At 51.9% G+C, this 13,542-nt stretch carries 8 protein-coding genes; 4 read left to right on the forward strand and 4 right to left on the reverse strand.

Annotation, left to right across the window (positions count from 1 at the left end; genetic code table 11):
* Positions 1-12: 12 nt before the first annotated feature.
* The 3 genes from ACN0YR_RS21435 to ACN0YR_RS21445 all read right to left on the reverse strand — a co-directional run bounded on the left by ACN0YR_RS21435 (position 13) and on the right by ACN0YR_RS21445 (position 8,408).
* Positions 13-4,425, reverse strand: coding sequence for a LamG-like jellyroll fold domain-containing protein (locus ACN0YR_RS21435; protein WP_417851257.1), 4,413 nt, complete (start codon positions 4,423-4,425; stop codon positions 13-15).
* 345 nt (positions 4,426-4,770) lie between these two features.
* Positions 4,771-6,372, reverse strand: a complete 1,602-nt coding sequence (locus ACN0YR_RS21440) for an arylsulfatase (protein WP_417851258.1) — start codon at positions 6,370-6,372, stop codon at positions 4,771-4,773.
* Positions 6,373-6,530: 158 nt separating this feature from the next.
* On the reverse strand, positions 6,531-8,408 hold the full coding sequence (locus ACN0YR_RS21445) for a pyrroloquinoline quinone-dependent dehydrogenase (RefSeq protein WP_417851259.1): 1,878 nt from the start codon (positions 8,406-8,408) through the stop codon (positions 6,531-6,533).
* A 372-nt stretch (positions 8,409-8,780) separates the two neighbouring features.
* Between ACN0YR_RS21445 and ACN0YR_RS21450 the strand changes: the two genes are divergently transcribed.
* The 4 genes from ACN0YR_RS21450 to ACN0YR_RS21465 all read left to right on the forward strand — a co-directional run bounded on the left by ACN0YR_RS21450 (position 8,781) and on the right by ACN0YR_RS21465 (position 12,886).
* Positions 8,781-10,253: a Re/Si-specific NAD(P)(+) transhydrogenase subunit alpha gene (locus ACN0YR_RS21450; protein ID WP_417851260.1), complete on the forward strand. Its 1,473-nt coding sequence runs from the start codon at positions 8,781-8,783 to the stop codon at positions 10,251-10,253.
* A gap of 184 nt (positions 10,254-10,437) precedes the next feature.
* Positions 10,438-10,680 (forward strand): NAD(P) transhydrogenase subunit alpha, encoded by a 243-nt coding sequence (locus tag ACN0YR_RS21455; protein ID WP_417851293.1) that lies wholly within the window; start codon positions 10,438-10,440, stop codon positions 10,678-10,680.
* Positions 10,681-10,752: 72 nt separating this feature from the next.
* Complete coding sequence (locus ACN0YR_RS21460) at positions 10,753-12,150, forward strand: NAD(P)(+) transhydrogenase (Re/Si-specific) subunit beta (protein ID WP_417851261.1); 1,398 nt, start codon at positions 10,753-10,755, stop codon at positions 12,148-12,150.
* Positions 12,151-12,325: 175 nt separating this feature from the next.
* Entirely contained in the window at positions 12,326-12,886 is a 561-nt protein-coding gene (locus tag ACN0YR_RS21465; protein WP_417851262.1) for a hypothetical protein, read from the forward strand.
* Between the two features lie 313 nt (positions 12,887-13,199).
* Here ACN0YR_RS21465 and ACN0YR_RS21470 read toward each other — a convergent pair whose 3' ends face one another.
* On the reverse strand, positions 13,200-13,436 hold the full coding sequence (locus tag ACN0YR_RS21470; protein ID WP_417851263.1) for a hypothetical protein: 237 nt from the start codon (positions 13,434-13,436) through the stop codon (positions 13,200-13,202).
* Positions 13,437-13,542: the final 106 nt, after the last annotated feature.

Consider the following 13,542-nt stretch of genomic DNA (forward strand, 5'->3'; position numbering starts at 1 on the left):
ATTGTCTTACCATTACTCTTCAAGTGTGCCCCACTTCGCGTTGAGAATTGTCGCATGATGGCCGTTGTCGGAGGAGTCTTTGAGGACGTCGCCGGTCCCTTCGTCGCAGTGATACAAAGCGACCGTCTGTTTGTCGGCGGTCAACCGTTCTGTTGGGATGTAGTCTGAATCGTATCGGGCGAAATTTGAGAAGCGAATCTCATCGATCGTGCCATCAAACGGGAGGTGATTGCTCCCCTTGGTTGACCATGGATTCAGGTCGATTCGACTCGACAGACTCGATGGCAAAATCTTTAAATCTTGCACGCCAAGCAGTTTCCCGTCAACGAATAATCGCAACTGCTTGCCCGTGGAGACGACAGCAATTTGAAGGGGCTTGTGCAACGGAAGCTTCTGCAATCGCACTTCTTCCCATGCGGGCTCAACATCTTGGTTAGAGCGCATCCACGTCAAGGATTCATGGTGCTGTTTAAGTACAAGCGCCCCTGCGAATGAAACGAGCGTGCGATGTTCTTTTTCCGCGACATGAGAGAACGGTGTGATGGTCAGTTCGATCGTCATTGGAGCATCGAGTTTGATGAATCGCGGAAACTCCGCAATTCTGCCTACTTTGTCCAGATCACCTGCAGGGGATATCGCGTAGTTAATCGTCGCTGGAGCAGGGGCCAAGTGGGCAGAATTGGCTTCCACATTCACCCATTTCGCTCCATTGATCTCGCCATGGTGGCCGTTGCCAGAGGAGTCTTCGAGTGTGTTACCGATCCCTTCGTCGAAGTGGTAAAGTGCGAGAGTCTGATCCTCTTTGGTAAGTCGATCTGCAGGCGTGAAGTCCTCTGTATAACGGACATCGCCTGAAATACGGACTTCATCAATGATCCCGTCCAGGAAACCATCAACTCCTGCCGGGTAGGCACCAAGTGCAAAATGCGGGGCGCCATTCGAGAATCGACCTTGGGGAGCATCTGCAGTCGAGACCAATTTGCCATCCACGAAAAATTTCAACTGCTTTTGGTCCCAGGTCCCTGCCACGTGCAGACGTTGACCAATGGGAATGGGTTGCTCGTAAAGGGCTCGCGACTTACCTGCAGCTTGTGCAAGGACAATCCCGGCGGAATCCCCTCCCATCGTAGTGATGCCGATCCCTCCTCCGTTCTGGTTGGAAACGATACCAGTTGTACCGTCAGTGCGACGCAGCCTCACATAGGCTTCCAGAGTGATTGGATGTGAACCATCAAACTCTAACGTCGGAATCGTCACCCAATCATCTTTACCGTCGAAGTCGAGGCCCGTTTGGGAGACTGGTCGGTGCTCAGTGACCTCGGCCCACTTCGCTCCGACGATTTTTCCATTGTGTCCGTTGCCGGAGGAGTCTTTGAGAGTGTTTCCGGTCCCTTCGTTGAAGTGGTACAGAGCGAGGGTCTCTTCGTCGCTGGTCAATTCATTTTGGGGAATAAAGTCAGTTTGATAACGGAGCGTTTTCGAGATGCGAATTTCATCGATGCTCCCTTTGAAACGAGATCCATCATGACCACCGATTTCGAGGCTCCCTTGGGGATTGAAACTCCCGCTGTAGTCACGCTCTTGAACGAGTTTTCCGTCGATAAACAGCTGCAACGATTGACCATTCCATTGACCTGCAATATGCGTGCGCCGTTCCCAGTCCTCAATTTTCGGACCGAAGACTTCGAGGCGTTTGTTGGATTCAGACCACCAGCCACCGAATTCCCAGCGACGAATGCCACCGACTTGAAGTGTCAACGGGTCAGAGACGCCATCATGGAAGATAATTACGTTGGAAGTTCCTTTTTCAGATGGCGTCACCCAGCCTTCAATGGTTAATGGAGGAGAGCCGGAAAGTTTTAATCCAGGAACTTCAACTCGGCTCGTCGTGCCATCAAAAACAAGTGCAGTCAACGGTTTGGAAGACTGTTTCGCTTCGGTTTCGTCATTACGTACCCACTTCGCTCCGACGATTTTGCCGTGGTGCCCGTTGTCGGAAGAATCTTCGAGAATATCGCCGAAACCTTCATTCATTTTGAATAGAAGCGCAGTCTGTTCGTCTGCGACAAGGTTTTGCTCTGGTTTAAAATCTTCCTGATAGCGTGCCGCGTCAGAAATTCGGAAATCGCGAATTTTCCCTTTAAAGTGAGTATGGATACTGTGCCCATCACTTCCGGGAGCAGCTCCCAATATTGCCCGTAATTCCGTCGGAGTTTGAGTGCGGCCCGCCTTGTGACTACGTTCAAGTTGAGAACTATTTCCGTTGATGTAAAACGTTGACTTGTACCCGTGGAGATCTGTTTGCCAAACGACCGCCACGTGAGTCCACTGTCCAGAAGGAGTGATTCTTGAAGAAACAACCCTGTCCCAGTTGCCCTTATGGTCAGTGCGATAGGCTGTCCAGGTATTTGCAAGGTGTTCTCCAAAACTTTCTCCCTCTCGGAGAATTTCCAAACGTGTTGAGACCCCGCTATTGAAAATAAACTGACGCTTCCCGGAATTATTGGCGGACCAAATCCAAGCTTCAACTGTGACAGGTTTTTCGGTAGAGAGTCGATCCTTGAGGGAATCGCTTAAGTGCAATTCGACGTAATCATTCTGCCCGTCAAATACCAGCGAGTTAGTATCTTCTTCTTGCGTTAGTTTGCTGGAAGAACTTCCATCGGGGGTTATTGACTCGGGCTCCGAGTTCTCAACCGGGCCTCCCGTCAGCCGCTCTTCAATCGCTGCCGGCTGTTCTCCGTTCAGCAATCCATCGAGTTGGTTATTATGGAGCACAACCGCTCGCAAAGACGTTTTACCATTTTTAGTGACGGTGAATTCTTCGACGTGCGTCGTCAGCCCGGCTTTCTTCAGCTGAAGTTGATGTTTGCCGGCAGAGAGTTTGATGATGTCTTGACCGTTTTTGATGACAACTTCTTCACCATCGACACTCAGCTGAATACCTGGATCGTCGAGCGTGATTTGCACATCGTATTTGCCGATGCGGACGATGAAGACAATCCCCAGCAGTAAGATCAATCCGCCCAGACCACCTGCGATCAGTAGATTCTTGTTGGGGGTCGAGGGTGTCTCTTTGCCAGCAGGCTTTGGTGTTGTTTTGCTGGTCGTTGCGATTTTCTTTTTACGGAGTTGTTCCGCGTAAGGTTTGGGCTGTTCGATTGAAATTAACGCTGGGTTCGATTCTTCATGAGCTGACGAAATTGCAGCGGGTTTAGGACCGTTCTTCCTCCCTTGAGCCTTCTTCTGCTTCTTATTCGGATTCCTTAAAACGTCCTGGAGGTCGGCTGCAACTTCGTTCATCGAGCTGTAGCGTTTCTTTAAATCACCCGCCATCATTTTCAGGCAAATGTTTTCCAGTCGAGGATCGATATTCGCGCGAAGCTCCGAAGGCTTCGCCGGGTTGTTGTTGCCAATCTGTTGCAGGATCGACATCAGGCTCCCTTTGTAGGGCATCTCACCGGTGATCAGCTCGTACATGATGATGCCGAGTGCGTAGATGTCTGCCTGTGGTCCGATGGCAGCTTGGTTTCCTTCAACCTGCTCGGGTGACATATACGCAGGCGTTCCGAGGATGGCTCCACTTTGTGTGACTTGCACATCGTCGCTGCTGCTACGTCGAGCGAGACCAAAATCCATCACCACCGGCTCACCATGCTGGTCGACCATGATGTTGGCCGGCTTGAGGTCTCGGTGAACGACGCCGATCTTGTGAGCTTGTGCCAGTCCGACCGCAAGTTTGCGAATGGTCGTCGCGATCTGCTTTTCAGAGTGAGATTTCTTCGACTTCGTAAAGTCTTTCAGCGGTCGGCCAGCGATATAGGCCATTGTGATGTAATGCTGCCCATCAATTTCGCCGACGTCGTACACTGGGCAAATATTGGGGCTGCGAAGGGTCGCAGCGGCGCGGGCTTCGCGATAGAAGCGCGCGAGCATCTCTTCTTCATCGACTTGGTTGAGGTCACCAAATTTCGGGATCTTCAGGGCGACATCACGGTCCAGCTGAGTATCCTTCGCCAGATAGACAGCTCCCATAGCTCCCTGACCGAGAACTTTTTGAATGGAGTAACGACCGAATTTCTCGGGGATGGAGATGTTCGTAGCGGCTGCTTCTCCCGCAGAGTGTCGCCTCGTCACAGACGTTTCGGAATCAGCTGTTCCGCGCAGGACAGTTTGTGCAGCGGTTTCGTCCGGCTTGGATGTTGGCTTGGCGACAGTTCTTTCCGTTCCTGAACGATCTTGAAGATCCTTTAAGATGTTGACGTTATCGAAGTGTCGTTTGAGTTCCTCAGTGTACTCGGCATGCTCAGCGATGAACTCCTCAGGCGTGATGTTCTCGCCTGAGTCCGTACGTTTCATGTATTCAACGATTAAATTGTTGACGACGACGCTCTGCTCGTCAGCCCCCGGGAGCTTCTCACTCATGACATTGGCCTGGTCACATTGATTTTGTCGACAGCTTCCCGGCAATGCAGATGCCGCAAACTGATTGACCTCAGTACTTAAGTTTTACAGCACCTCTTCCTGAAGAACTGACGATGTAACATGTTTCGTAGAATGTGAGTTACGTCAAATTCCATCTTGCCTCAATAACAGAGTTGAATTTTTACAAGAAATTCTATCTCCATTCCAAGTCTGCAACATTGCTTATAGGGAAAAAGACAGTCGTGGAGATTATTCTGCAAGATCAACAATTCCGCTCTCTTCTCAGGGCCCCATCTTCTAAGGCGAAATACCTGACGGGGGTGGGCGGTGAAATCTCAAAAAATATCATTTGATGTGCTGTTTTCCAGTTGCGTCGCGATAGAATTTGTCCCGCATACTGGTCCATTCCCGCTTCAGTTCTGCCAGTTTGTCAGGATTCGCTGAGGCAATGTTCGACGTTTCCGTTCGGTCTGTTTCGAGGTTGTAGAGTTCCCATTCGGCATCATCTCCAGAGATCACAGCTTTCCAGTCGCCTTTGCGGATAGCGTGGTTTGCTTCGTGCGACCACCATAACGTCCGGTCGTGGACTGCAGCGTCTTGCTGGAACAGGCTCGTCAGGCTTTTTCCCGGTGGTGCTGGAACCGGTTTTCCATTCCAATCTTTGAATCGCTCGGTCTTTGCCAGTTCAATCAATGTGGGGGCGATATCAATAACGTGTGCTGGAGTTTTGCGAAGTGAGCCTTTTTCCTTGATAACGTTGGGCCAGTGCGCGATGAATGGGGTGGCGCATCCCCCTTCGTGTGTCCACGTTTTATGGCGTCGGAACGGCGTGTTGCAGGCGGTCGACCAACCTGGCCCCAAACACAAATACGATTCTGCCGACCCCGGCGTTGCGGCGGGGTCGTGACCATCCGAACGGACCATGATTTCGGCGCTGGCTCCATTGTCGGAAAGAAACAGGATCAGCGTCTCCTCAAATGCTTTCATCTTTTTCAGCTGCTTGAGGACGCGACCGATTTCTTGGTCGACACGGTCAATCATGGCTGCGTGAAGCGCCATTTTATCTGCTTGGAATTTTTTCTGTTCAGGCGTGAGAGAGTTCCAGGGCACAGGTCGGTTCACTTCGCCATCACCCAGGATTTTCAGGTGATCCGGAAAGTGGTAGGGCGGGCCGATCTCTTCTTCGACTTCGGAGAGGTCTGCCGAGACAAGTCCCATCTCCTTGATCCGTTGCCAGCGTTCTTCTCTGATTTTGTCCCAGCCCTGGTGGTACCGATCTTTGTACTTGGCGATGTCCTTCGGCAGGGCATGTAATGGGAAGTGCGGAGCAGTGAAGGCGAGGTAATGAAAGAACGGTTTCTCTGACTGACTTCCTGCATGTTCCTGCAAACAGCGGACTGCGTGATCCGCAATGACTGTAGTCCCGTAGTAGCTGGTTCCTTTTTTTATTGCGGGGAGTCGTTCATCGTCGAGCCAATGAACGTGCGGGTTGAAAAATCGCCCCTGATCACGCAGGAGATACGAACGGTGGAAACCGGTTTCGATGGGCATGCCGTCGAGGTGCCACTTCCCAGAATGGTACGATCGATATCCTGCCTGACTGAGAACCTCTGGAAGCAACCGTGCCCATTCGGGGCGATCTCCACGCTTGCCGTCGGGCAATCCAGGAAAGGCGTCTCGTCGGACCTGCTGTGCATAGTATCCGGTTAGAAGAGCTGCGCGCGATGGCCAACATCGTGCGGTGTTGTAGAACTGGGTGAACCGAAGTCCGTTCATCGCCAGCGAGTCCAGATTCGGAGTATCGATCTCACTGCCGTAACAACCGAGATCGGAATACCCGAGGTCATCGACCATGATCACCAGGAAATTCGGTGGCTTGGCGAAAGCTGAAGGGGACACAAAGGTCAGTACAACACAAGTACAAAGAGCAGCGAAACGATGAATCATTTGTTGTCCGATATGTCATGTTTCTTTGAAGGGCCTCATGGGTAGGCACCATTACATTGACAAGACCCTTGTTCACGGGCAAACCGTAAAGCAGTTTGCTGTCGTCAATTTCTTTCTCCGTATCTCAGTCCCTCCGTGGTGGTTCCCCTCAACGATAACTACTTGGGCAATGCGAACACAACGAATGCATCGCCTGCTCTGGTCCGCAACTTTCCTGCACCTCCTGCAGCAATCACGACATACTGCTGGCCGTCAACTTCGTAAGTGGATGGCGTTGCATATCCACCCGCAGCGAGTTGATGTTCCCACAGGACTTTTCCGGTCGTTTTGTCGAAAGCTCGAAACTTCTCATCCTTCGTCCCGGCAATGAAGACCAGCCCGCCAGCGGTCACGATAGTTCCCCCGAAAGTTTCTGTTCCGGTTTGAGGAATTCCTCGCTCTGTCAATTCTTTGTGCTCTCCCAACGGGACTTGCCAGATGAACGATCCGGTATTCAGGTTGATCGCTGTCAACACTCCCCAAGGTGGCTTGATTGCCGGATAACCTTCCTGGTCTCGAAGCTGAATGTATCCTTGATGCTGATAGCGATGTTTGGCATCTGCCCCCGCTTCGACCAAAGTGATGACATTCGGAACGTTGTTCGAGTTGACATACAGAGTCGCTGTGGTTGGATCAAAAGAGGCTCCAGACCAGTTCGCTCCACCATGGTAGCCCGGGATGACAACCGTTCCCTGCAAGCTTGGTGGGTTGAAGGCCGATCCGCTGCGAATTTTCTTCAGTTCGTTCAAGACGTATTCCTGATTCGCTGGAGCGATATCCGTTACGTTCGATTCATCGAAATGTTGAACCGAGAATGGCGGCGGTTTGGTTGGGATCGGTTGAGTGACTGCAGCCAGCTCCCCCGGAACATCCGATGCAGGAAACGATTTCTCTTCGATTTCAAAGAGCGGTTCACCCGTTTCACGATCGAACAGATAGACGAATCCTGTTTTTGTCACCTGAGCGACAGCAGCAATGTCTTTGCCATCGCGTTGCACGGTGACAAGATTCGGATAGACCGGTAAATCGTGGTCCCACAGGTCGTGCCGGAGCGTCTGGAAATGCCAGCGACGCTCGCCCGTTGTTGCATCCAATGCAATCGTACAGTTTGCGAATAAGTTATTGCCGTGACGGTCTCCGCCGTAGAAATCAAAAGCAGCTGAGCCGAGTCCGGCGAAAACGAGATTCCTGTCGACGTCCACGCTGACACCGCCCCAGGCATTTGCACCACCACGATTTTTCCAGGAATCTGGAGCCCAGGTATCGTTGCCGAACTCACCCGGTCGAGGAACTGTGTGAAACCGCCAGACCTGTTTCCCTGTCTGGACATCGAAGGCCCGAATGTCCCCAGGTGCAGCATCGCCCGGCCCCTCGCCGTTTGAGACTCCGATGATAATGTTGTTTCCGCAGATCGCTGGAGCCGATGTCGGGCCGTACCCGAGGTTGGCGATGTCTCGCTGCAAGTCTTCTCTTAAGTCCTTCACACCTTCTTTGCCGAAGCTCACATCCAGTTGACCCGTTTTCGCATCGAGTGAAAACAGGCGACCATCAGACGTTCCATGGATGATTCGGCGTTTGCCGTCTGGCTTTTCGTCACTCCAATAGGCGAGGCCTCGATTGACACCACCCGATGCCAGGGGGCCGGCAGCTTTGTGCTTCTCAAACGGATCGAAACTCCACAACACGTCACCGGTCGCAGCATTGAGTGCCACGACGCGAAGATATCCCGTTGTGATATACATCGTCCCATCGATCACAATGGGAGTACATTCAATCGTCTTTTGCGGTTTGCGATCAAGCTCGCCCGTATGAAATGTCCAGGCGACTTTGAGCTTGGAGACATTCGTCCGGTTGATTTGAGTCAACTCGGAATATCGCTGACCTCCCCGGTCTCCGCCGACACCGATCCAGTTTTTCCCGGCAGGTTGATCGGCGAACGATGTTCCTAAAAAGAACAACGGAATGATCAATCGAATTGATCTGAATCGACTTCTCATCAGAGCTCACTCCAAGGTGCAGGGACAGAGGTTCTGGCTCAATCGTAAATCACCACGACCACAAACGCGAACGTCGGCCGACTGGTCAACTACGGTGTTGCCACCATTTTCAGGATACCGATCAGTTCGTCCACGATTCGTCCACAATGAACCCTCGAAGGAAACAGGTCTCAATGATGTGTGGCCTGCTCTTATAACATTTTTCCCGTAACTGTTCGCGTTCTGACTCATGGCGAAAAGCAATTTTCGCTGGCAAATCCCGTTCCACACAGGCACGCGGGATCGCAAACTGCTCTCGGCAAATGTTTGCGATCAGGTTTGTGATCAAAATTCTCTGGTCCGTGCAGGATTAAGATAGAGGGGCGACGCAAGTTGGGAACGACATGGATCACAGTTTGTGGATGCGTGCAATTCAACGGGGCGTATTCACTACCTGTTCGGGAATCGCATCGTTACCATGCGATTTTGATTGTTGCTCGTCTCGCATATTGGCTACAGGATGTCTGCATCGTGATTATTGGCGTGACTAAGGAAAATTTTGAGGGCGAACGTCGTGTTGCTCTTGTCCCTGCATCTGTTTCGGCACTGAAGAAGTTAGGTGCTGAAGTTCGTGTGGAAGCTCGTGCTGGCGAAGCTTCCGGGTTTCTGGATCAATCCTACATTGACGCCGGAGCGACCATTGTCACGGATCGCACAGATTTAATTCAAAGTTCGGACATTCTCCTTCAGGTCCGCGCTGCAGTCGCCAATCCCGATGCGGGAAAGAGCGACTTGGCTCTGCTTAAAGAGAATCAAATCCTGATTGCCCAATGTGATCCACTTTCTGATCCACAAAAGATGCTCGAACTTGCAGCGAAGAAAGCTGACATCTTTTCGCTGGAACTGGTCCCGCGCATCACACGTGCTCAAAGCATGGATGTCCTTTCGTCGATGGCAACCATTGCGGGTTATAAAGCTGTCCTCCTCGCAGCGAGTCATTCACCGCAAATGTTCCCGATGATGATGACCGCAGCTGGAACTCTGACTCCCGCACGGGTTTTCATTCTGGGTGCTGGCGTCGCAGGTTTGCAGGCGATCGCCACAGCGAAGCGGCTGGGCGCGGTCGTGATGGCCTACGATGTGCGACCTGCTGTGAAAGAACAGGTTGAAAGCCTCGGCGCGAAGTTTGTCGAAATGGACCTTGGCACCGCAGAGGGGCAAGGTGGCTATGCTCGCGAGATGGATGAGGAATTCTATCGCAAGCAGCGAGAACTGATGCTGGAAGTGATCGCTGAAAGTGATGTTGTGATCACCACGGCAGCCATCCCCGGCAAGAAAGCACCAATTCTGGTGACTGAAGAAATGGTCCGGGCGATGCCGGCTGGCGGCGTAATTGTCGATCTGGCAGCTGAGCGGGGAGGAAACTGCGAGCTGACCAAAGCGGGTGAAGTGACCGAGGTTCATGATGTCGTGATCCTGGGACCACTCAATATCTCGTCAGAGATTCCTCGGCACGCGAGCCAGATGTATTCGAATAACGTAACGACGTTTTTGAAGTCGTTGATCAAAGATGGTCAGGTGAATCTCGATCTCACTGATGAGGTTCTGGCGGGAACACTGGTCACACATCAAGGTGAGCTCCGACACCCCTTGTGCCGTCAGCTTGCCAACCTGCCGGAACTGGTGGAATCAACTGCAAACGCAGAGACACCTGCTATTACGGAACCGGTTCCTGCACCGACTCCCGCACCTGCTGCAGAAGCTTCGGCAGAGAACCAAGTCACCCAAGAAACACCGCCGGAAAGTTCAAACGATACTCCTGAAGATTCTTCTTCAGATGACGGTGACACATACAAACTTCAGTAATTCATCACGTCGTTTTTAGTTTTTACAAAGCAATTTTCGTTCGAAACAATTCAGGAAAATGGATCGTTCCATGATGACCCTGCTTGCCCTAGAAGAAACGACCATCGAACAAACCACAGAGAAGGTTGTCGATGCGATCATTCAGGCTCAATCACTTCCTTTGGTGATTGGCCTCACAATTTTCATGCTTGCGGTCTTTCTTGGCATCGAGTTGATCGCCAAGATTCCGCCGACTTTGCACACCCCGTTGATGTCCGGATCAAACGCGATCTCCGGGATTACACTCGTGGGAGCCATTCTTGTCGCAGGAAACGGAGCTGGCGGATTCGCTGCCTTTCTCGGGTTTCTCGCGGTGGTCATGGCAACAGTGAATGTCGTTGGCGGATTCCTGGTCACGCATCGAATGCTGCAAAAATTCAAACGCTAAGACCGTTCCAAAAACGCTAGCGTCTCGATCAGAATAATGATTTTTGAAGTCTACTCGCTAAGGAGTTGAGTTTTGTCTCCTGTCTGGATCAACTTAAGCTATCTCGTTTCGGCCATCTTTTTCATCCTCGGGTTGAAAGGGATGACGCGTCCGAAAACAGCTGTTCGCGGCAACCTGTATGGCTCATTGGGGATGCTCATTGCCGTCGTCACCACATTGCTGGCTGCTGAGGTTGTCAGCTTTGTCTGGATCATCGTCGGCGTTCTCATCGGAAGCGGAATCGGCGCCTACTTTGCCATCACGATCAAGATGGAAAAGATGCCGGAGATGGTGGCGCTGTTCAACGGTTTCGGTGGTGCGGCCTCGATGTTTGTCGCGGGTGGCGACTTCTGGTTAAAACTCAGGGATTCGACAAGCGGGTCTAGTGGTCTGACAAACGATATCATTATCTCGGCAGCGCTGGCGGGAATTATTGGTGCCGTCACGCTCACCGGGTCACTGGTCGCATTTGGAAAACTCGCGGAGCTGAATTTCGTCAAGAAGCTGAAAGCTCTTCCGGGACAGCAAATCATCAACGCGGTCCTGGCGGTGTTGCTACTGGTCTTGATTATCGTGATTGTCAACAATCCCGCATCCGGTTGGTACTGGACCATTGTGGTGGTCTCGCTGATCCTCGGTTACATGCTGACGATCTCCATCGGCGGGGCCGACATGCCGGTTGTCATCGCCTTGCTCAACTCCTACTCCGGTTTGGCCGCAGCCGCGACAGGGTTCGTGATTGGGAACACGATTCTCATCATCGCTGGTTCACTCGTTGGTGCATCAGGTTTGATTCTCACCAAGGTGATGTGCGATGCCATGAACCGGTCCTTGCCAGCTGTACTCTTCGGTTCACTTGGCCCGGCAGCGGATGGACCTTCTGCAGATGAAGTTTACACCAATGTCAAATCGACATCCGCAGATGAAGTTGCCATGTTGCTGGAAGTCGCCCGCAAAGTAGTGATCGTTCCCGGATATGGAATGGCTGTCGCTCAGGCTCAGCACGCGGTCCGCGATTTGACCAATCTGCTTCGCGAAAAGGGGATGGAAGTCACCTTCGGAATTCATCCGGTTGCAGGACGAATGCCCGGACACATGAACGTCCTGCTTGCCGAAGCGGACATTCCTTACGACCTGCTCAAAGAGATGGACGAAACCAACTCCGAGATCGAACAAACCGATATCTGTCTGGTGATTGGCGCCAACGATACCGTCAATCCCGATGCCCGTACGAACCCGAAAAGCCCCATCGCCGGCATGCCGATCATCAACGCCGACAAGGCTCGGACTTGTATCATCATCAAGCGAAGCCTCAGTCCCGGATTCGCCGGGATTCCCAACCCGCTCTTCTCGGCTGATAACGCCCTCATGCTCTTCGCAGATGGCAAGCAAGCGATCAATGATATCATCGCTGCAGTCAAAGAAGGGTAGGCGATTCGAGTTTTGGGTCTGTTGTTGATCACTCATTGGGCCTCCGCTGGAGGCTCAATTCAGGGAACGATTGGATTGTCCACTTTCAGTCAACGGTGAAACTGCTAGCATACAATCCTGTGTCCCCTCGACTTTCCCGCCTTCTCACCTTGTATTACGACTCTGCGAGTATTCCATGTCTCCAAAAGCATTAGGCTTACTGTTTGCAGTTGCAACTGCAGTTTTCTGGGGCCTGTATGGTCCAGCTCTGGGGAAATCACGCATCCCGGGGCAAACTCCTTTTAAGCCGTACGTGTTCATCGGAATCGCGTACTTGGTTTGGGGATGCCTCGGAGGAGCAATTGCTGTTCAGCTCTCTGGAGACGGCTTCAGCTTCCCGGCCAAGGCTGGCTGGTGGGGCTTCATTGCAGGTTCCCTGGGAGCCTTCGGTGCTCTGACTCTTACTTATGCAATGTACCAGGCCAAAGATGCTTCTTTGGTGATGCCTGTCGTCTTCGGCGGTGCCACATCGGTCGCAGCTATCACGGGATTGGTGATTCAGGCTCAGCATGGGAAAATGCACATCGATCCCAGACAGCTCATCGGCTTCCTACTTGTGGTTGTCGGAGTTGTGCTGATTCAAAAGTATTCCGCTCACGGACCCGCTCCGGCTCCCGCAAAACCAGCCGCAGCTACCCACGCCACAGAATCTGGTGGACCCGAAGGGAAAGCTGAAGTTGCAACCGAGAATTCTTAAGGCATTCTCAGAGTTTGTCGCGCCCTTAAAATCACAATGACAATTTTGTGAGCTGAACTCTCCAAGACAGATCGCGAATCGCAGTCGGAAATCGAATCCGGAATGACCCATAAAGAAAGGACTCAGAGAAAATTTCTCTGAGTCCTTTCTTCGAATGTGCCCAAAAAATACAAATGCCCAAGCAAGGAGTCGAACCTGCACAGGGTATTCACCCCACAAGGCCCATAATCTCTATTTCGTTATTGGAACCGTGTTGAGCAAATACTAGCTCTGCTTTGCAACCTGTTTCACTACAAGCGACGGGCAGTTTTTCCTAACGCGCATCATCTTCAAGAGCGACCGGCATCGACATCAGTCCGATGTTTCTCAGCGGATTCAGGGTGAACCAAGCATTCATGTAAATCGTCTGACCGTCGCTGATATTGCAAACCGGGTACGGTTGCGATCGCCCCCAGTCCATTTTTACGTAGAGGTTGGATGAATCGTCAGGCACATGTACGTCCACAGCCTCACCACTCTTGACTCGTCCGATTTCAATATCGTCTGCCATGATTATCGCTGTCCTAATTCTCCCAAACCAGCCTTTGTTGCGAATTACGGTGATCGACGCCATGTTTTCTCGCCCCTTACTTCGCCGACAGAGTGAACTGTTTTTC

Origin of the sequence: Thalassoglobus sp., from assembly GCF_048270125.1 — a bacterium.
Taxonomy (GTDB): domain Bacteria; phylum Planctomycetota; class Planctomycetia; order Planctomycetales; family Planctomycetaceae; genus Thalassoglobus.